Origin of the sequence: Flavobacterium eburneipallidum (assembly GCF_027111355.2) — a bacterium.
Lineage (GTDB): Bacteria > Bacteroidota > Bacteroidia > Flavobacteriales > Flavobacteriaceae > Flavobacterium > Flavobacterium eburneipallidum.
This window is the reverse complement of record NZ_CP114291.2, coordinates 2,417,855-2,437,992: the sequence shown is the minus strand read 5'-3', so window position 1 is coordinate 2,437,992 and position 20,138 is coordinate 2,417,855. Positions and strand designations below refer to the sequence as shown.

Annotated in this window: 15 protein-coding genes and 1 pseudogene; 13 read left to right on the top strand and 3 right to left on the bottom strand. The window is 32.3% G+C overall.

The features are described 5' to 3' along the window. Positions 1–27 precede the first annotated feature (27 nt). From OZP15_RS10255 to OZP15_RS10210, 10 genes are all read left to right on the top strand, one after another. Positions 28–2,055 carry a hypothetical protein gene (locus OZP15_RS10255; RefSeq protein ID WP_281336031.1) on the top strand — a complete coding sequence of 676 codons (2,028 nt, stop codon included), beginning with the start codon at positions 28–30 and terminating at the stop codon, positions 2,053–2,055. A gap of 154 nt (positions 2,056–2,209) precedes the next feature. Beyond that, a complete protein-coding gene (locus tag OZP15_RS10250; RefSeq protein ID WP_269225356.1) occupies positions 2,210–2,647 on the top strand; it encodes a thioredoxin family protein in 438 nt (145 codons plus the stop codon). After that, positions 2,644–3,627 carry an FAD:protein FMN transferase gene (locus tag OZP15_RS10245; RefSeq protein WP_269225355.1) on the top strand — a complete coding sequence of 328 codons (984 nt, stop codon included), beginning with the start codon at positions 2,644–2,646 and terminating at the stop codon, positions 3,625–3,627. Before OZP15_RS10250 ends, OZP15_RS10245 begins: the two co-directional genes overlap by 4 nt. Position 3,628: 1 nt before the next feature. Then, complete coding sequence (locus tag OZP15_RS10240) at positions 3,629–3,841, top strand: DUF4266 domain-containing protein (protein WP_281336030.1); 213 nt, start codon at positions 3,629–3,631, stop codon at positions 3,839–3,841. Positions 3,842–3,883: 42 nt separating this feature from the next. Then, positions 3,884–5,335 carry a DUF3570 domain-containing protein gene (locus OZP15_RS10235; protein ID WP_269225354.1) on the top strand — a complete coding sequence of 484 codons (1,452 nt, stop codon included), beginning with the start codon at positions 3,884–3,886 and terminating at the stop codon, positions 5,333–5,335. Between the two features lie 4 nt (positions 5,336–5,339). Then, the gene (locus OZP15_RS10230) at positions 5,340–6,008 is read left to right on the top strand and encodes a response regulator transcription factor (RefSeq protein WP_269225353.1); all 669 of its coding nucleotides are present in this window, start codon (positions 5,340–5,342) and stop codon (positions 6,006–6,008) included. 10 nt (positions 6,009–6,018) lie between these two features. Continuing rightward, positions 6,019–7,401, top strand: a complete 1,383-nt coding sequence (locus OZP15_RS10225) for a sensor histidine kinase (protein ID WP_281336029.1) — start codon at positions 6,019–6,021, stop codon at positions 7,399–7,401. A gap of 152 nt (positions 7,402–7,553) precedes the next feature. Beyond that, positions 7,554–11,888 (top strand): CusA/CzcA family heavy metal efflux RND transporter, encoded by a 4,335-nt coding sequence (locus tag OZP15_RS10220; RefSeq protein ID WP_281336028.1) that lies wholly within the window; start codon positions 7,554–7,556, stop codon positions 11,886–11,888. 10 nt (positions 11,889–11,898) lie between these two features. After that, complete coding sequence (locus tag OZP15_RS10215; protein WP_269225352.1) at positions 11,899–13,017, top strand: efflux RND transporter periplasmic adaptor subunit; 1,119 nt, start codon at positions 11,899–11,901, stop codon at positions 13,015–13,017. A 31-nt stretch (positions 13,018–13,048) separates the two neighbouring features. Continuing rightward, positions 13,049–13,525, top strand: a complete 477-nt coding sequence (locus OZP15_RS10210) for a DUF2231 domain-containing protein (RefSeq protein WP_269225351.1) — start codon at positions 13,049–13,051, stop codon at positions 13,523–13,525. Positions 13,526–13,825: 300 nt separating this feature from the next. On the opposite strand, the gene OZP15_RS10205 is transcribed toward OZP15_RS10210, so the two are convergent. Further along, complete coding sequence (locus OZP15_RS10205; protein ID WP_269225350.1) at positions 13,826–14,710, bottom strand: AraC family transcriptional regulator; 885 nt, start codon at positions 14,708–14,710, stop codon at positions 13,826–13,828. 566 nt (positions 14,711–15,276) lie between these two features. Between OZP15_RS10205 and OZP15_RS10200 the strand changes: the two genes are divergently transcribed. The 3 genes and pseudogenes from OZP15_RS10200 (at position 15,277) to OZP15_RS10190 (ending at position 18,151) form a co-directional block, all read left to right on the top strand. Further along, complete coding sequence (locus OZP15_RS10200) at positions 15,277–15,579, top strand: hypothetical protein (RefSeq protein WP_269225349.1); 303 nt, start codon at positions 15,277–15,279, stop codon at positions 15,577–15,579. Next, positions 15,570–16,007 (top strand): annotated as a pseudogene (locus tag OZP15_RS10195) (MFS transporter). The gene OZP15_RS10200 and the pseudogene OZP15_RS10195 overlap by 10 nt, the downstream one beginning before the upstream one ends. Before the next feature lie 170 nt (positions 16,008–16,177). After that, positions 16,178–18,151: a DUF5107 domain-containing protein gene (locus OZP15_RS10190; protein WP_281336027.1), complete on the top strand. Its 1,974-nt coding sequence runs from the start codon at positions 16,178–16,180 to the stop codon at positions 18,149–18,151. Positions 18,152–18,237: 86 nt separating this feature from the next. Here OZP15_RS10190 and OZP15_RS10185 read toward each other — a convergent pair whose 3' ends face one another. Beyond that, positions 18,238–19,209 carry a nucleotidyl transferase AbiEii/AbiGii toxin family protein gene (locus OZP15_RS10185; RefSeq protein WP_269225347.1) on the bottom strand — a complete coding sequence of 324 codons (972 nt, stop codon included), beginning with the start codon at positions 19,207–19,209 and terminating at the stop codon, positions 18,238–18,240. Continuing rightward, positions 19,200–19,982, bottom strand: coding sequence for a type IV toxin-antitoxin system AbiEi family antitoxin (locus OZP15_RS10180; protein WP_269225346.1), 783 nt, complete (start codon positions 19,980–19,982; stop codon positions 19,200–19,202). The genes OZP15_RS10185 and OZP15_RS10180 overlap by 10 nt, the downstream gene beginning before the upstream one ends. Between the last annotated feature and the right edge of the window lie 156 nt (positions 19,983–20,138).

The following is a 20,138-nucleotide window of genomic DNA, read 5'->3' as shown; positions in this document are numbered from 1 at the left end:
GAATACTGAACGCTGAATACTAAAAACATGACAACAAACACGATTCTATTATTATTACTTTCTTTATTAATAGCAGGCGGTTTGTCATTTTTTCAATATTATTATAAAGCCAAAACCAAGTCGAAACTGAACTTGGTTTTGGCTTTTTTACGTTTTTTATCCATTTTCGGAATATTATTGTTGTTGATTAATCCAATAATGACCCGAAAAACATTGGAAACTATCAAAACACCTTTGCCTGTTGTAGTAGATAATTCGAGTTCTATTGCTGATTTAAAATCTAAAGAAACAGCTTTAGAATTGTATAAAAAACTTTCTCAAAACAAAGAATTGCAGGAAAAATTTGATTTGCAATCCTATCAATTTGACAGTGAATTTCAACAATCGGAGGAATTTGATTTCAAAGGAACGCAAACCAATCTGGATGAAGTTGCCAAAAGTTTGAAAAGTATTTATAAGAACACCACTTTTCCAACGGTTTTGATTACGGATGGAAATCAAACTTCGGGGAATGATTATGTGTATTCTTTTGATGCAAACAACAAGGTTTATCCTTTAGTTGTTGGTGATACAACTAAATTTTTAGACTTAAAAGTGAGTCAATTAAACGTCAATAAATATGCTTTTCAGAAAAATAAATTTCCTGTAGAAGTATTTTTGAATTATTCGGGAAACAAAAATGTAACGGCTGATTTTCGTATTTCGCAAGGGAATTCGGTTTTGAGTAAGCAAACGGTTTCTTTTTCTCAATCCAAAAAATCGGTGATTTTAAACGTTTTGCTTCCTGCAGACAAAGTAGGAATACAAGTTTTTAAAGCGACCATTTCTTCTAACCAAAAAGAGAAAAATACTTATAATAACACCAAAAATTTTGCGGTTGAAGTCATCGATCAAAAGACAAATATTGCCATTGTTTCGGCTATAAATCATCCCGATTTGGGTGCTTTGAAACGTGCTATTGAAACTAATGTACAGCGCAAAGTAAGTGTTCTTAAACCTAACTTAATCAATTTATTACAAGATTATAATATTTTAATCCTGTATCAGCCGACAAATGAATTTAAGTCGGTTTTTGAAAAGAATAAAGTAGCTGGAATTAATACTTTTATTATTACTGGAAATAGCACGGATTTCAATTTTTTGAACCAACAACAAAACAATTTGGTTTTCAAAATGAGCAGTCAAAAAGAGGATTATTTAGCCGAATTTAATTCGCAGTTTACTCTTTTTGCCATGGATAATTTAGGTTTCGAAAATTTTCCTCCACTGCAAAATCCTTTTGGAACGATAACTACAAATGGAACGGTTTCTACTTTGCTTTCTTCCAAAATTAGAAATATAGCAACTAATTCACCTTTGTTGGCTTTTGCCGAAAATCAAGGCAAACGTTCTGCTTTTCTTTTGGGAGAGAATAGTTGGAAATGGCGTATTCAATTTCATCTTGACCATCAGTCTTTCGGAAAATACGATGTTTTTGTGGATAAAATTATTCAGTTTTTGGCATCTAATGATTCCAAAAAATCCTTGGCGGTCAATCACGAAAGTTTTTATAATTCGGGAGAAGCCATCGAAATTACAGCTTCTTATTTCAATAAAAACTACGAATTTGATGAAAAGGCTCGCTTGACGATTTCGGTAACCAATATAAAAACCAAGCAAACCAAAAATTACGATTTACTAAAAGGTAATAATTCTTTTAAAGTCAATTTGGACGGACTTTCGGCAGGTGGTTATAATTTTTCGGTAAAAGAATTGAATTCGAAAACCAGTTATTCAGGTCATTTTGAAATTCTGGATTTTAATATCGAAAAACAATTCGTTAATCCCGATGTCGAAAAATTGAATCAATTGGCAACACAAACTCAAGGAAAAATTTATTATCCAAACCAAGTGAATGTTTTAATCAAATCGCTTTTGGAAGACGAAAATTACAAAGCCATTCAAAAAGAAATCCTAACCAAAACACCTTTAATTGATTGGGTTTGGTTGTTGATTTTAATAGCCATTACACTAACTTCGGAGTGGTTTGTTCGAAAATACAATGGGATGTTGTAGTACAAAAAGAACTCAATTTCAGTTTATTTAGTCTGCTATTTCAAACTTAATATTGGCTTAAGTTTCTGTTTCTGACATTTTGCTCCATACTTTATATTCTATTTTTGTGTTTTAAAATAAAGAAAATTGTTCTTAATTTTTAAAACATAAATCAATGAAAAAAATTTGTATTATTCTGCTTGTTTTTATTAGTAGTTCCAGTTTTTCTCAAGATTGGAAAAGTAATTTTGATGAAGCTAAAAAAGAAGCTGTAAATGAAAATAAAAATATTCTTCTTGTATTTTCAGGATCAGATTGGTGCGCACCTTGCATCAAATTAGATAATGCTGTTTGGAAATCGGAAGCATTCAAATCGGAATCCGAAAAAAACTGGGTGATTTATAAAGCTGATTTTCCTAAAAAGAAAGCCAATCAGTTGTCAGTCGAACAAACAGAATCGAATAATAAATTGGCGGAAAAATACAATCGAAATGGTAGTTTTCCCTTGGTGATTCTTTTGGATAAAACAGGAAAAGTGATTGGAATGACTGGTTTCAAAAACATTTCAGCAACAGATTATATACAGTTAATTCATTCATTGGAGAAAAAATGAAAAATATAGCTTACTTCCTTTTTTTACTTGCGACTTATAGTTCTTTTGGACAAATCACTCACAAGAGAAAACTATCAATGTTAGGTAGTCCATTCGAAATGACTGTGGTTGTTAAAGACACGATTCAAGGAAATCAATATATCGATTTGGCTGTGGCCGAAGTCAAACGTATAGAAAACTTAATTTCCGATTGGATTCCGAGTTCGCAAATATCGAAAGTCAATCAAAATGCCGGAATCAAAGCCATTAAAGTAGATAAAGAAGTATTTGATCTAGTGGGTAGAGCTATGAAAGTATCCCAAATTACTTCTGGAGCATTTGATATTTCCTATGCTTCAATGGATAAAATTTGGAAATTTGATGGTAGTATGAAAGCCATGCCAACGGAAGAAGCCATCAAGAAATCGGTTTCTAAAATTGGATATAAAAACATTATTCTTGATTCAAAAGAGCAAACTATTTTCCTTAAAATGGAGGGAATGAAATTAGGACTTGGTGGCATTGGTCAAGGTTATATTGCTGACAAAGTGAAAGAATTACTCCAAACTAAAGGCTGTGTTTCAGGTATTGTTAATGTTTCAGGCGATATTAATACTTGGGGTAAACAAGTTGATGGAAAATCTTGGACAGTTGCTATTGTAAACCCCATGAATAAAAATAAAATTTTTGCCACTTTCCCATTAGAAAACAGTGCTGTAGAAACTTCTGGGAGCTATGAAAAATTTGTTGTTTTTAATGGTATCCGCTATTCTCATATCATTGATCCACGAACGGGATATCCGGCTCAAGGTATTGTGAGTGTTTCGGTTTTTGCCAAACAAACCGAAATTGCTGATGCTTTAGCTACAGGAATTTTTGTTCTTGGAGTAGAAGTAGGCTTGGATTTAGTCAATCAAATGAAAGGGATTCAGTGTATTATTGTGGATGATAAAGGTAAAATTCATACATCAAAAGGAATAGACATCAAAAAATTTGAATAAGATGATACAGAAAATAATTTTAGTAGTAGTGATTGGACTTTTTTTGCAATCGTGTAATACTGTAAAAGAGTACGAAAAAGTTGCTATCAACGATCCTGACATGAAACTTTCTGCAAGAACGGCAGAACGTTATGAAATTACTTTTCAAGTTTATAGAGAAGCAGCGGCTGGAGCCAATGGTGGAAAATCGGGTGGAGGTTGTGGTTGCAACTAAATTTCGATAAATAAAAAACAATATTATTTTACAATTTTTAAGATGAAAATTAGAATCACATTTCTCTTTTTATTAGTTGGAATCAGTGCATTTTCTCAAAAAACTACTGACAGCATCCAGTTTAAGAAAAGAGTTTTAGAAAGTACCGAGGTAGATTTTTTATTGAGTTATTACAATCAAGATGGTTCTAAATCAGCCGTTTCGGGAGGTCTTGGTTCGGAACAATTAACAGATATAGCTTCAAATGTTGTAGTTTCCATGCCTATAAATGACAATGATGTTTTAACGGTTGATTTGGGTATTTCAGCATATTCATCTGCTTCTTCTAGTAATATTAATCCATTTAATGCAACTGGTGCTTCGGGTGGTGGCGATGACGATGATGACAGAAAAAGTAATAACAAGACAATGGCAGCAGCCAGCGAACCTTATGGAACGCCTTGGCAAGCTTCTTCAGGAGCTTCAAAGAGTGATCAGTTAACAGCTATAACCGTAAATTATGCTCACAGTAGTGATTCTCGTAATTTTATTTGGAATGCAGATGTTTCTTTTTCCAATGAATATGATTATACTTCTATAGGTTTTGGAGGAGGAATTGCGCAACTTTTTAACGATAAAAACTCGGAAATAAGTCTAAAAGTCAATGCTTATTTAGATAAATGGCAACCCATTTACCCAACAGAATTACACGAATATTCAAAAAACGGTCCTGATTTCTTAAACCAAGGATTTTTTAATGGAGTTTCAGTTTTAAATCAAAACGGACAAGCTACGGTGGATTATTTACCTTCAACTTTTCAAACTGTAAGTGCTGTGAATCGAAATTCGTATTCTGCTTCATTTGGATTTTCGCAGGTAGTTTCAAAAAAATTACAATTCTCTGTATTCTTTGATGTTTTAAAGCAACAAGGATTATTGTCAACACCGTATCACCGAATTTATTTTGCTGACAAAGACAATTATTATATTGGCCAACCTGAATATATTGCAAATTACGAAAATGAAAGTAATACAGGTGTTTATAAATTAGCAGACGATATTGAAAGATTACCTAATAGTCGATTCAAATTGCCTATTGGAGGGCGACTCAATTATTACATTAACGAACGATTTGTTTTGAGAACTTATTATCGCTATTATTCCGACAATTGGGATATTCAGTCTCATACAGCTAATGTTGAATTACCTTTTAAAATTTCTGATCGATTTACTATTTTCCCAATGTATCGTTTTTATACCCAAACGCAATCTAAATATTATGCGCCTTATGAAACCCATTTATCAACCGAAAAATATTATACTTCGGATGCTGATTTAAGTAGTTTTGATGCTAATCAATATGGTTTTGGTATTAATTATACTGATATTTTTACAGGAGCAAAAATTTGGAAATTAGGTTTAAAGAATATCGATTTCAGATTCAATCATTACCAAAGAAGTGATAATTTAACAGCAAATATTGCTACTATTGGATTTAAGTTTATCTTACAATAAAAAAATGAAAATTCTACTAATTGAAGACGAAATAGGTATCGCTAATTTTCTCCAACAAGGTTTGGAAGAAGAAGGTTATACTGTTTTAGTTGCTAATGATGGGAAAAAAGGACTCGAATTAGCCTTGGCTCAAACAGTAAATATTATTCTTTTAGATTGGATGTTACCCAAAATAACTGGAATTGAAGTTTGTAAAGCTATTCGAAAAGCAAATTCAACAACACCAATTATTTTCCTTACGGCCAAAGATACAGTTCAGGAAACCATAGAAGGACTCAAAGCTGGAGCCAATGATTACATCAAAAAACCATTTAGTTTTGAAGAATTACTCGAACGAATTAAAATTCATTTTAGGAATCAAACTCAACCTGAAATATTAAAATTGGGGTCTATAAAAATTGATTTGGCTCAATATCTTGTTAGCGTCAATGGAAATGAAGTGAATTTAACACAACGTGAATTTGAATTGCTACGCTATTTAGTTCAAAATAAAGGAAAAGTTTGCACTCGAACTCAAATTATAGAAGACGTTTGGGACATTCATTTTGAATATGATACTGGTGTGATTGATGTTTTTATGAATGCCATTCGTAAAAAATTAAATTTAAATTTAAATAAAGACGAAGATTTAATCAAAACTATTCGAGGAGTTGGTTATATTGCTAATGATTAACACCCAATATATGTTTTCCTTTTCTTTTAAAAACAGAATTGCTTTTTACTACATCATCAGCACGGGATTATTGATTTCGGTGGTGTTTTTTTTGATTTATCATAGTATAGATCACAATGTAAATACTCATATCAATGAAGATATTAACGACGAAGTGCAAAAGCATTTAAGAGAGATTGTCATTGATCCTAATAATACTTATTTAATTCATGTTGACGAATGGCGAGAACGGGAGCACAATACCGTTAATGTAAATCCAGTTTTTGTACAGTTTTTAGACATCAACAAACAATTAATTGACAAGTCTCCTAATTTAAAAGGAATACAACTCAAAGTATATTCTACAAAATGGAACAATAAATTCATAGATACTTACTTGAATAAAAAACCAATTAGACAAATTCAAGTACCACTATTAGACAAAAATAAAGTGGTTGGTTATTTATTAATTGCCATGTCATTAGATGATGCAACAATGATTTTAATGAATTTGCAGGATACTTTATTGATTGCTTTTCCATTGATATTAGCTATTCTTTTCTTAATTGCTCGTTTCATTGCCGGAAGAAGTATCAAGCCTGTAACCTTAATTACTGAAACGTCTAGCAAAATCACTAAAGACAATTTGCAAGAACGAATCTCTTTGCCTCAAAATAAAGACGAACTTTATGTTTTATCCAAAACAATAAATGATTTGCTGGATAGAATTGAAAATGCCGTAGAAAGAGAAAAACAATTTGCTTCACACGCTTCACACGAATTACGAACTCCACTAACGGTTTTGAAAGGAACATTAGAAGTTCTGGTTAGAAAACCCAGAACACAAGCGGAATATGAAGACAAAATTAAATATGGAATTTCAGAAGTAAATCGATTGAATACTTTAGTAGATCAACTGTTATTACTGGCTCGATTTGAAAATCAAATTCAAAGTTTGAAGGTAGAAAAAGTTTATTTGAACGCTATGATTTTAGATATTCTGACCCGATTTTCCAGTAAAATTAATGTCAAAAAAATAAGCATCAATCCTTCTTTTTCAAAAGATTTTAATATTGAATCCGATAATTATTTACTATCCATAATCATTAGTAATATTATCAGTAATGCAATTAAATATTCTAATGAGAAAGGAACTGTTTCAATACAACTTTCACAAAATCAAAACACTACAACTTGTACCATTACGGATAACGGAATTGGTATTGCTAAAGAAGATTTAGATAAAATTTTCAATCCTTTTTATCGTTCAAATCCAACGCAGCATCCCGAGATAAAAGGATCTGGATTAGGACTTTCTATTGTAAAACGATTAGCAGATTTGCTCAATATTCAATTTGAAATTCATAGCGAAGTAGGCAAAGGAACTACAGTTGTTTTAAGTTTTGAAAACTAATACATTACAAGATTGTTTTTCATCAAGATTTACTGCTGTAGAAAATATTTTAAATCATAGTTTTTTAAGTTTCCCATAAGTACATCTTAAGTTGTCCTTAAGCGTTTTTTCTATTGAGCTCAATATTTTTGTAATATCAAATCACGAAATCGATGTTAGAAAAAATTATAGCTTTCAGTCTAAAAAACAAACTTATTGTTTTGTTGTTTACTTTAGGAATTTTTGGATTCGGAATTTTTTCTGTGTTCCAAATTTCCATAGGTGCTGTTCCTGATGTGACTAACAATCAAGTTCAGGTGATTACTACCTCACGTAATCTTTCTACTCAGGATATTGAACAATTTATTACCTATCCGGTGGAGATTGAAATGTCTAATTTGCCTGGAGTAAAAGAAATTCGCTCGGTTTCAAAATTCGGATTATCGGTAGTAACTATTGTTTTTGATGATGATTTAGGAACTTATTTGCCAAGACAATTAATAGCTGAAAAAATAAAATCTGCTGCTGAGAAAATCCCGGAAGGTTTTGGCACACCCGAAATGGGGCCTATAACAACCGGACTGGGTGAAATTTATCAATATACACTTGAAGTAAAACCTGAATTTAAAAACAATTATTCGGTTACGGATTTAAGAACACTTCAGGATTGGGTGGTAAAACGTCAACTTTCAGGAATTAAAGGAGTAGTCGAAATTAATACTTGGGGCGGTTATTTAAAACAATACGAAATAGCCATTTCGCCCTCTCGTTTAAATGCAATGAATATTAGTGTTTCGGATGTTTTTAAAGCCTTGCAAAATAACAACGGAATTGCAGGAGGAGCCTATATTGAAAAAGTCAACCAAAGTTATTTTATTCGTGCCGAAGGAAAAGTAAAATCACTTGAAGATATTGAAAACATAGTAGTTAAAAACAACAACGGATTGCCTATTGTGATAAAAAATGTAGCCAATGTGCGTTTTGGTCACGCCAATCGTTTTGGAGCAATTACCGGAAACGGAGAAGGAGAGAAGGTACTTGGACAAGTAATGATGCTCAAAGATGCCAATTCTAAAAAGGTAATTAATGATGTAAAAGACAGAGTAGCTGAAATTCAGAAAAGTTTACCTGAAGGCGTTTATATCAATGGCTTTTTGGAACGTAGCGAATTAGTAAGTAAAACCACTTTTACAGTTGCCGAAAACCTGATTCTGGGCTGTTTGATTGTTATTTTCGTAGTTGTTTTGTTGCTTGGAAATTGGCGTTCAGGATTGGTTGTAGCATCGGTTATTCCGCTGTGTTTATTGTTTGCCATTTCGTTAATGAATATTTTTGGCATTGATGCCAATTTGATGAGTTTAGGTGCGATTGATTTCGGAATCATTATCGATGGAGCTGTAATTATTGTCGAATTTATTGCGTTCCAAATTGCGCATAAATCAGCAAATTTAGCCAAACTTTCAAAAGAAGATAGTCAACTAGAAATTGACCAGATTACCTACAAAAGTGCTTCAAAAATGATGAATTCGGCTATTTTTGGACAGTTAATTATTTTAATTGTTTTCATTCCAATTCTATCGCTTTCCGGCATTGAAGGAAAAATGTTCAAACCCATGGCAATGACTTTTAGTTTTGCTTTGGTTGGAGCAATGTTGTTTTGTTTTTCGTATGTTCCAGTGGTTGCATCCTTATTTTTAAAACCTAAAGAAGAAAATCCAGATTCATTTTCGAATAAATTAATAGCTAAATTAAATTCGCTTTACTTACCCGTAATCACTTGGGCATTGGTCAATACCAAAAAAGTAATGTACGGTGCCATCGGATTATTGGCAATGGCTATAGCTTTATTTACGACCATGGGAGGCGAATTTATTCCGACTTTGGATGAGGGCGATTTTGTGATTCAGCCTGTTTTAAAAACAGGAACTTCTTTGAGTAAAACCATCGAAACTACAACTAAAATTGAGAAAATAATTCTTAAAAACTTTCCCGAAGTTCAACAGGTGGTGAGTCGAATAGGTGCAGCCGAAGTCCCAACCGATCCAATGAGTATGGAGGAAAGTGATGTTATTGTAAAGTTAAAACCAAAATCCGAATGGGTTTCAGCTTCCAGCAAAGACGAATTGGCTGATAAAATCAAATTAGCAGTCGAAGAACAAATTCCGAATATGGAAATCGAATTTACCCAACCTATTGAGATGCGTTTTAACGAATTAATTTCAGGGACACGTTCGGATGTGGCGGTGAAAATTTTTGGGGAAAATTTAGATGTTTTAGCTAAAAAAGCACAAGAAATTGAGAAGGCCATTAGAAATGTTGAAGGAGCTTCGGATATCATTATAGAAAAAACAGAAGGTTTGCCACAAATGAGTGTACAATTTGACCGTTCTAAAATAGCACGTTATGGATTGAATATTGCTGATTTGAATGAATTGATTGCTCTTGGCTTTGCCGGAAAAACGGTTGGAAATGTGTTTGAAGGCGAAAAACGATTTGATATGGTCATTCGTTTGGATCAAAATAACCGACATGATATTGAGGATTTAAAAAATCTCTATGTAACTACTCCGTCGGGTAATCAGATTCCAATGCAAGAATTGGCAACAATTGAATATACTCAAGGTCCGGCAAAAATTTCTAGAGACAATACCAACAGGAGAATTGTCGTTGGAATTAATGTTAGAAATAGAGATTTACAAAGTGTGGTAACTGACATTCAAAAAAATGTATCTGCCAAAGTAAAATTACCATCTGGGTATTCGATTGAATATGGAGGTCAATTTGAAAACCTTCAAAGTGCCAAAGCCCGATTAATGATTGCTGTACCAATTGCTTTATTTTTAATATTTATACTGTTGTATTTTGCTTTTGGTTCAATCAAAGAAGCTTTGATGGTATATTCGGCAATTCCGCTTTCGGCCGTTGGAGGAATATTGTTTTTATGGATTAGAGATTTGCCATTCAGTATTTCGGCAGGAGTTGGTTTTATTACGTTGTTTGGAATTGCAGTATTAAACGGAATTGTATTAATAGAACATTTTAAAGAATTGAAACACCAAGGAATAACAAACAAAGACCAATTGATTTTGAAAGGGACAACCGATAGATTAAGACCTGTATTACTAACCGCTGCTGCAGCTGCTTTAGGTTTTTTGCCAATGGCAATTTCTTCTTCAGGTGGTGCCGAAGTACAAAGACCGTTAGCAACAGTTGTTATAGGAGGTTTGTTTACGGCTACTATATTAACAATGATTGTGTTGCCTGTTTTATTTAAAGTTTTTGATGGAAAAGAATTTAAGAAACCTAAATTCAAAAAATACCAAAGCGGAACTTATATTTTTTTATTATTGTTGAGTACTTCATTTTCTTTTGCTCAAAATGCTAATGCTGAATTAGATCAATTGATTGCGAATGGAATTCAAAATAATAAAGCTTTGAAAGCAGCACAATTGCAAGTCGATAAAACCAAAGCGAATATCAATACAGCTTATTCTTTTGATAAAACCAATATTTATTACAGCTATGACCAAAATAATTTGGCTGTAAATAACAATGCTTTGAAAGTTTTTGGCATTCAACAGCGTTTTGCTTTTCCGACCGTTTATGGTGCACAAAAAAGCATTAATACTGCCGAATATGAGAAAGAAAAAGCCAGTTTCGAAATTCAAAAAAACAAACTGACTTTTAATGTTTCTAGTACGTATCATCATATCGTGTATTTGCAACATCAGGAAAAACTGTATCGTTATTTGGACAGTTTGTATCAGAATTTCTCCAAAGCCAGCGACAGAAAATTTGAATTAGGAGAAACCAATTATCTCGAAAAAATTACGGCTCAAGCCAAATTCAGAAAGATAACCACCACGCTTTTGCAGCTAGAAAACGATAAAAAAGCACAATATGAAATCTTGCAATCCTTGGTTCAATCCGAAGATAAAATTGTGATAAGCAATACTAAAATAGAATCGATAAATAATGCAACAAACGAAACAAGTAAATTACTTTATTCTTCTTATTTAGAAAGTATTACAAAAAATTATAAGAATCAAATTAGTTTGCAAAAACAACATTGGTTGCCCGATTTAAACGTGGATTATTTTCAAGGAAAAAACAGTGGATTATCACAATCTTTATATGGTTTTCAGGTTGGAGTAGGAATTCCGTTATTTTATTTTGGTAACAAAGCCAAGACCAAAGTAGCCCAATTGGAATTGCAATCTTGGGAACAACAAAAACAAAACGAAGAGCAAAAAATAGATAAATATATTAGCCAGAAAATAAATGAATTGGCAAAATATCAAGAAGCTATTCATTATTACAACCAATACGGAAAAAAACTCTCGGAAGAAATTATCAAAGTTGGGAATCGAAGTTACAAACAAGGTGAAATAGATTTCTTTCAATACATTCAAAGCTTGGAAAATGCGACAACTATTCAAGTGGATTATTTGGACAATGTGCTTCAATTCAATAAAACCCAATTAGACTTGCAATATCTTAATTTTTAACATCTTAACAATGAAAAAAACAATATTTACCCTCATCATAACTTCGCTTTTGTTTTCTTGTAAAGACGCCAAAACCGAAGAACCAACAGTCAAAGATAACGGCTTAATTACGGTCACGGCAGCTCAATTTCAATCATCGGGGATGGAAATAGCAAGTCTCGTTGAACAGGATTTTGATGTTACTATAAATACTTCTGGAAAAATTGATGTTCCGCCTCAAAACAGAGCAAAAGTAACTTCGTTTATTGGAGGATACGTTAAAGCTACTCGACTTTTGGTTGGCGATAAAGTGACTAAAGGTCAAGCACTTTTAACTTTGGAAAACACAGAATATCTTGATATTCAGAAAGAGTATCTAGAAGTAGCCGAGCAAATTAAATACTTGAAATCGGAATTCGAAAGACAAAAAACACTTTATGACGAAAAAATAACTTCCCAAAAAAATTACCTCAAAGCCGAAAGTGATTACAGAAAAACATTGGGAATGTATCAAAGTTTAAGAGCTAAATTGCAATTGTTGAACATCAATCCAAGCCAAGTAGAAAGTGGCAAATTGACTTCAATTGTTACCATTTATGCCCCAATTACTGGCGATATTGTTATTATGAATGCCAATGTCGGAATGCCTGTTGCGCCCTCGGATGTAATTTTGGAAATTGTAGATACCAATCATTTGCATCTGGAATTAGCCGTTTTTGAAAAAGATATTTTAAAAGTAAAAGTAGGGCAAAAAATCACTTTTACCGTTCCAGAAGCTAACAAAGAAGTTTTTGAAGCCGAAGTGCATTTGGTTGGAAAATCGATTGAAGGCAACGACAGAACCATCAATGTTCACGGGCATCTGGACGACAACATCAAGCAAAAATTACTCACAGGAATGTTTGTAGAAGCCAAGATAAATATTAATTCAAAGAAAGGATTATCCATTCCTCAAGATGCTTTAATTCCTGAAAATAACAAAAATTTCGTACTTTTATTAGATAACAAAAACAGTAACAAATTTTTATTTAAGAAAGTACCAGTTACTGTTGGTCAAAAGTCTGAAAACAGAGTCGAAATTGTGCCGAACGACCAAATTAATGCTTCTTCAAAAATACTAGTAAAAGGTGTTTTTGATTTGGCGGAATAAAATCTATAAAAATAACTAAACAATTGAAATTATGAACGACGCACACTTACACATGGTAGTAAACCATTTTCCTATTATCGGGACAATTTTGGGACTAGGAATTTTAATTGCAGGAATGATTCTGAAAAACAATTCAGTTAAAAACACTGCTTATGCTGTATTTATTGTAGGAGCAATTTTTGCAGTATTCAGCATGGCGACTGGAGAAGGAGCAGAAGAACTGGTTGAAAATATGCCCTCTGTTGGTAAAAAAATCATCCATGAGCATGAAGAAATCGCCGAAAAATTAGCACTAGTTTTATATGCTTTGGGATTAATTTCGGTATTGGGTTTGTTTTTGACTTATAAAAATAATTCTAAAGCTAAAATGGTTTCTTATCTAGCTGTTGTAGTAGCTGCAGTAGGTGTTTTTTTTGCTCAACAAACAGGAACTTCTGGTGGAGAAATTCGTCACACTGAAATAAGAGTAAATACAATCCAAAATACAGGTTCAGAAGATGAAAATTAATTGAGAATAATTAATTCAAGTTGCTAGTTTGTGTATCCACATCTATCAAAAACACGTTAGATTTACAATAATTTAAAAGAACATCTCTTAATCTTTAGTGGACACTAGTGAGTACTTGGATTATTTTATAGAGGATTTAGAGTGAATAAAAGATACGTTCTAAAAAAGTTACCATTTGTTTTGGAATAGATTCAATTTATTAAACCTCTTTTTCTAATAATCGATACTAATTTTTTAGCACTACTATTAAGATTGGAGATTTTTGTTTTAATCTTAAATCACTTGCTACAACTCATCTAATCAACCTTTAACTTTATATCTAAAGCGATATTCTCGCGGTGATATTTCCATTACCGAGTGAAAAGACTTTGAAAAATGGAATGGGTCGTAATAACACAGATGATAAGCAATTTCTTTGATCTTCATAGTGGTAAATTGTAATAAAGAGCATGATTTCTGCACTTTTAATTGATTGTAATATTCCATAGGAGTGAATGATGTTTTCTCCAAAAACAAAGTTCCAAAATGGGAACTTGAAAAACCTACATGCTGTGCAATTTGTTGGAGCGTTATTTTGTTGGTCAAATTATTTTTCATAAAAATAATGCTTTTATGTATCACATCTAAAGTGTCTTCGTCGACAGTTTTAGTTTTTAAAAATTGATCTACATATTTTATGCTGGCTAAAAAATGTTGAAAGCAAGCACTTGAATACTCTATATTATCAGAATAGAAACCCATTTCTAAATTTTGATAAATTTCTTCGAAAAGGTCTAGTCTATCTGATAACCTTTTGTCATCGAGGTTAATTATTTTTTCAAAAATGGAGGAATAAAAAGGCGTATTTGTTCCTTTGAAATGAATCCAATAGATACTCCATGGATTAGACGCTTCTGCTTCATAACTATGAGTCTTATTTGCCGGAATTATGAAAACTTCATTTTTGGATAGTGCAAATTTTTCGTCTTCTATGGTTATAAATCCTTTTCCGTTTTCACAATAAATAAGAATGTTTTCCAATGCTCCTTTTGAACGTTTTCTAAAATGGTGTTTAGCATTTGGATAATAACCAATATGTGTGATGAAGAATGTATTTGTAAGTTGATTTTCAGATTGGAAATGGCGTATACTGTAAGGAACAACTATTGCTCTTTCTCCTTTAAAACCATCGGCTATTTTTTCCATTTATCATTGATATATTAAAATTTAAAAAAAAATCCAAGAAGAATTGATTTGGGGTTAAATGTATAAAATAATCAAATAGTACATTATTTGAAAAGAGGTTGTTTTAATTTTTAATTCAAATGTATTTGTGTTGAATGTTTCAAATAAATTGAAATATTAAAAAAACTAATCCAAAATTATCAAAATACCTAATTGGTGATCAATTAATTTTTAAAAAATTAATTATTAATGTAAATAATTTGTGATTTAATCCCTCTTGTTTAATAGTCTTTAAGTCAGTTTATTAGTGGTGTTGTTGGGTTTTATATTTTATGTATTATTCCTGTTTTTATTACCTAATGTTTCATAAGTAATTAATAACACTAGTAGATTTATTGATTACAATATCTATTTCACACATTTTTTTATTAAAAAAAATGTGTAATGCAAAAATAATCATTTTTATTTTTCATTATGATAAAATATTTATCAAAATCGTGATTTTATACATCTTTTATATGGATTTTACATTTTGTAGGCTTTGCGATGTATATACTTTTGTGTTAGTTAAATCAATTATAATATACATGTACAAATACAATTCTTCTTATTTGCTTTTCATTGCATTGGTTTCGGCCATGGGTGGTTTATTGTTTGAATACGACTGGGTTGTTATTAGAGGAGCCAAACCATTTTATGAAGTTTTCTTTAATGTAACAAATTCTCCTTCAATGCAAGGTTGGGTAATGAGCTGTGCTATTTTGGGCTGTTGTACAGGTGATGTAAATGAAAAAGTAGACTATAAATTATTGTTTAAGGTAAAATGTCAAAAAATATGTTGTTGGGAATTTTTACAGCTGTTTTTCAACAATGGTAAGGTATTAATGTAATCTTCAATTATGCCCAAGAAATTTTTTCGGCTGCAGGGTGTGGAGTAACAGATATCCTGTTCAATATTGTTATCACTGGCTTGACTAATTTGATATTCACATTTGCTGGGATGTATTTAGTTGACAAATTGAGAAGAAGGGCACTCATGTTTTTGGATTGATTGGATTGTATTTATGCCTTGTTAGTAGCTTGTTATTATTTTGAAGTGACTGGTCTAGTTGTTTTAATACTTGTTATTGCAGCCATTGCTTGTTACGCCATGACACTTGCTCCAATAACTTGGATGGTTTTGTCTGAAATATTTCCAACTATAGTTCGTGTATTGGCAATGACAGTTTCAACTTTTGCGCTTTGGACGACCTGTTTTGTACTTACTTACACCTTTCAATTGCTAAATAGCAGTTTAGGAGCTTACGGAACATTTTAGGTTTATTGTATTGTTTGTATTCAGGGGTATCTCTTTTTAAGGGGTTATTTGTCAGAAACAAAAGGAAAATCATTAGAAAAAATAGAAAACGAATTGACAAAATAATACAGTATTAAATTAAAAAAAAACTTTGAATTGAACTCCATCGAATACTGTTAAAATATAAAATAATGAAAACACAAGACGTAATAATGCCCTTGACCGAAAATTTTAAAGACGAAAAGATAACTTCTTATTTAATACAATCCACTGTACATGAAGATGGTGTTGTTCGTGTGTGGGCAGAAGATGTATTATTGCCAACTTACCAAATAGGGGAAGAGGAAAAAAATCCAATTTTCCTTGAAAAACGAGTTTATCAAGGAAGTTCTGGTGCTGTATATCCTTATCCTGTTGTAGAAAAAATATCGGATGTCAAGGTAGATCAATCCTATCATGCTTTATTCCTAGAAAATAAATACATAAAAATCATGATATTGCCTGAATTGGGCGGTCGTATCCACATGGCTTATGACAAGGTAAAGCAATGTCATTTTGTTTATTATAATCAAGTAATAAAGCCAGCTCTTGTTGGACTTACAGGTCCTTGGATTTCTGGAGGAATTGAGTTTAATTGGCCACAACACCATCGACCAAGTACCTTTCTTCCAACTGATTATAGTATTGAAGAAAATACAGATGGAAGTAAAACAGTTTGGTGCAATGAAGTAGAGCGCATGTTTAGAACCAAAGGAATGCAAGGATTTACTTTACACCCTGACAAAGCGTATATTGAGATAAAAGTAAAAGTGTACAATAGAACAGCTTTTCATCAAACTTTTTTGTGGTGGGCAAATCCAGCAGTTGTGGTTAATGAAAGCTACAAGTCCGTATTTCCTCCAGATGTCAATGCTGTTTTTGATCACGGGAAACGAGATGTTTCAAAATTTCCAATCGCAACAGGAGAATATTATAAGCAAGACTATTCAGCTGGGGTGGACATCTCCAAGTACAAAAACATTCCTGTCCCTACATCTTACACGGCTGTTTCCTCCAAATATAATTTTGTTGGAGGTTATGAGGATAATGTTCAAGCAGGTTTGCTTCACGTTGCAAACCATCATGTATCACCAGGAAAAAAACAATGGACATGGGGTAATGGAGATTTTGGACTTGCATGGGATAGAAATTTAACAGATGTTGACGGACCTTATATCGAATTGATGACGGGTGTTTTTACAGATAACCAGCCTGATTTTTCTTGGTTGCAAGCCTATGAGGAAAAATCTTGGGTACAGTATTTTATGCCTTATGCCGAAGTGGGCTATGTAAAAAATGCTACCAAGGATGCAATGATCAATATTGAAGTTGAGGGTGACAATGCCAATTTAGTTTTATACACAACCAGTCTTTTCGAAAATTTAAAATTAGTACTCAAAGACAATGAAGGACTTGTGTTATTTCAAGATGAAATCACGATTTCACCGTTAAATCCGTATAAAAATAGCGTTTCGATTGGAAATAGATTATCGGAGAATTTGATTTTTTCGATCTATACAGCGGAAGGGAAGATACTTGTTGAATATCAAGAAGAAAATCCAGAATTAAAACCAGTTCCAGATCCAGCAAAAGCTGCTCTGGAGCCAAAAGATATTTTGTCTATTGAACAATTGTTTTTAACAGGTTTGCATCTAGAGCAATACCGTCATGCTACCTACAATCCTATGGATTATTATTTGGAGGCTTTAAGAAGAGAACCAAAAGACATGCGTTGCAATAATGCGTTAGGATTATTGGCTATGAGACGAGGACAGTTTAAAGAAGCTGAAGGCTATTTTAATACCGCAATTGAAACTTTAACAGAACGTAGTCCAAATCCTTATGATGGTGAGCCTCACTACAATTTAGGGTTTTGTTTGAAAATGCAAGGCAAATTGGAAGATGCCTATAAATCATTATTCAAGTCCACTTGGAATGCGGCTTGGCAAGATGCAGCTTTTTATGCTCTAGCCCAAATTGATAGCATAAAAGGAGAATGGTCAGAAGCATTGGAACGCATAGAATCCTGTTTGGTTAGGAATTGGCACAATCATAAAGGTCGTCAATTAAAAGCTTCTATTTTAAGAAAATTAAACAGAAACGAAGTAATGATGTCCCAAAATTAATTCTTAATTATATTACCAATCGTTGCAAGATAAACCTCAAATTATGGGGTTTATCTTGCGTCAAAAGGTAGCGTTTTTTTTATCATTTAGAATTTGGGATATGCTTTAAAGGGTATTTTTGTTGTATTGGATATAGTATATAGTATATTTTGCAATTTATCATACGCTTCTTTGTGCTTATGAGTTGGCATTTTTTCAAGATTTATCATTTTCCAAAGTACCGAAGGAAGATTAGCAATTACTGTAATATTTTCCATTTCTAGTAAATTCCAATCAGGAGTTTTGTTTTTGAAAGACAAAAGAAATTTCTTTTCATTCTCTGTCATTTGTGAATTGATTTGATAAATTAGATTTTCTCTAGCTTCTTCCAATTGTTCTAAAGGTACATCAACTTCAGCCATTTGTTTGAACTCGGTTTCGTAGATTTCGCTAATATCTTTTCGATTTGGTGCCAACAGTTCTGACATTGGTCGTTGATGACTTATTAGAAATATTAAGAATGTTTTTCGTAAATTATCTGTTAAACCTTCGTTTTCGAGAAGAAATTTTACATCAAATAAATCTCTTGGATGTTGTCTGTCTAAAGCCGCACATAATTTACCCGCATATAAATCTGGAAGCGATGCTACTTGCATTTCTACATATCCAAATTCTCTTTCCACTTCTTCAACAACTTCCATTCTAACTTCTGAAAAAACAGTTCCTCTGATTACTGGCGATAATTCTACTTTGATGCGAATTTCATCTTGACTTACAATTAAGCGTAGTGCATCGCTTTGGTCGTGTGTGTTTTGTACTTTGGTTCCAGGTATTTTTTGTTGTATCAATTTGCTTATTCTTGATAAAGCTTCTCTAATATTTAGTAATGCTGTATCTCGATCATCCATCGGAATGTATAGTAAATCAATGTCAATAGAAAGTCGAGGCAAAGCTCTGTAAAACAAATTAATTGCTGTTCCACCTTTTAATGCAAAACATTTTTCAGTATCCACTAACGGTAAAACACGGACTAAAAGTTGTACCTGTTTGCGGTATATATTGTTTGCGTCTAAAGCCATTCAGGAACTGTTATTTTATATTTAGTATCTAATTTTCCGCCTTTTATGAGCATTCTGTTTCCAGAACCCAATGTTATACTTTCTCGATTTATTTTACCCAACCAAACATAATTTTGGCGGTCTGCAAACCAAAAGAAAAGTCGTTTTACCTTTACATTTTGACAGCATTCCAGCACTTTTTGGAGATTTCTAGGGGACAATGTTGTTAGCCCTTGCATTAATTGGTCTGCGTGTTCAAAAGTTGTTTTTTGCGGTACGTCTAATAATACTTCGAGATAGGCTCTTTCTGGGATAGATAGTATTAATTTTCTATTGTCATTATCCCAATTTCTTTCTGATGTAAAAGGATGTAATTGTTTGTTTTCTTTATTTTCGACAAATAAACTATTGGTAGTATGTCTAACAAATTTTATATTCAAATCTAAATTAGTAACCCATTCTGGCAATAGATCATTTCCAAATAAATGCACTATTTTATTTTCTGAAAGTGATAAGTAATGCGATAATCCCTGTATTTCAAGTGCTGTTAAACCACCTACAACCAAATCTAATTTCAATACTGATTGCAAGGAGAAAACTACGGATTGCCAAGTTATTTTGCTGATATTTCTAACATAAACCCCTTTGCTGATAGATTCTAGTTGATTGCTTTTTACCAAATTATCTATTGCGTGACGGCTTAAATTATTTTCCATAAGCCACTTATGAGTAGTTACTAAACCCTCGGGCATTATTTCGTATAACTCTTTTCTTCGTATTACATTTACAGCCATAATTTAAAAGTTTAGCTTATTGCGGTGTTAATCGCCGTTATACAAAGATAATGTAAATTATTTAGTTTATGTAAAATAATTTTAACGGCGATTATCGCCGTTGTTTTTTGTTAATTTAAACTTTGTGATTGTGGTGTGTTTTTCTAAATGAATTTA

What these genes read in the sequence shown, in the direction of transcription:
- OZP15_RS10255 (WP_281336031.1), top strand. Translation starts at nt 28, where the DNA reads ATGACAACAAACACGATTCTATTATTATTACTTTCTTTATTAATAGCA.
- OZP15_RS10250 (WP_269225356.1), top strand. Translation starts at nt 2,210, where the DNA reads ATGAAAAAAATTTGTATTATTCTGCTTGTTTTTATTAGTAGTTCCAGT.
- OZP15_RS10245 (WP_269225355.1), top strand. Translation starts at nt 2,644, where the DNA reads ATGAAAAATATAGCTTACTTCCTTTTTTTACTTGCGACTTATAGTTCT.
- OZP15_RS10240 (WP_281336030.1), top strand. Translation starts at nt 3,629, where the DNA reads ATGATACAGAAAATAATTTTAGTAGTAGTGATTGGACTTTTTTTGCAA.
- OZP15_RS10235 (WP_269225354.1), top strand. Translation starts at nt 3,884, where the DNA reads ATGAAAATTAGAATCACATTTCTCTTTTTATTAGTTGGAATCAGTGCA.
- OZP15_RS10230 (WP_269225353.1), top strand. Translation starts at nt 5,340, where the DNA reads ATGAAAATTCTACTAATTGAAGACGAAATAGGTATCGCTAATTTTCTC.
- OZP15_RS10225 (WP_281336029.1), top strand. Translation starts at nt 6,019, where the DNA reads ATGTTTTCCTTTTCTTTTAAAAACAGAATTGCTTTTTACTACATCATC.
- OZP15_RS10220 (WP_281336028.1), top strand. Translation starts at nt 7,554, where the DNA reads ATGTTAGAAAAAATTATAGCTTTCAGTCTAAAAAACAAACTTATTGTT.
- OZP15_RS10215 (WP_269225352.1), top strand. Translation starts at nt 11,899, where the DNA reads ATGAAAAAAACAATATTTACCCTCATCATAACTTCGCTTTTGTTTTCT.
- OZP15_RS10210 (WP_269225351.1), top strand. Translation starts at nt 13,049, where the DNA reads ATGAACGACGCACACTTACACATGGTAGTAAACCATTTTCCTATTATC.
- OZP15_RS10205 (WP_269225350.1), bottom strand. Translation starts at nt 14,710, where the DNA reads ATGGAAAAAATAGCCGATGGTTTTAAAGGAGAAAGAGCAATAGTTGTT.
- OZP15_RS10200 (WP_269225349.1), top strand. Translation starts at nt 15,277, where the DNA reads ATGTACAAATACAATTCTTCTTATTTGCTTTTCATTGCATTGGTTTCG.
- OZP15_RS10190 (WP_281336027.1), top strand. Translation starts at nt 16,178, where the DNA reads ATGAAAACACAAGACGTAATAATGCCCTTGACCGAAAATTTTAAAGAC.
- OZP15_RS10185 (WP_269225347.1), bottom strand. Translation starts at nt 19,209, where the DNA reads ATGGCTTTAGACGCAAACAATATATACCGCAAACAGGTACAACTTTTA.
- OZP15_RS10180 (WP_269225346.1), bottom strand. Translation starts at nt 19,982, where the DNA reads ATGGCTGTAAATGTAATACGAAGAAAAGAGTTATACGAAATAATGCCC.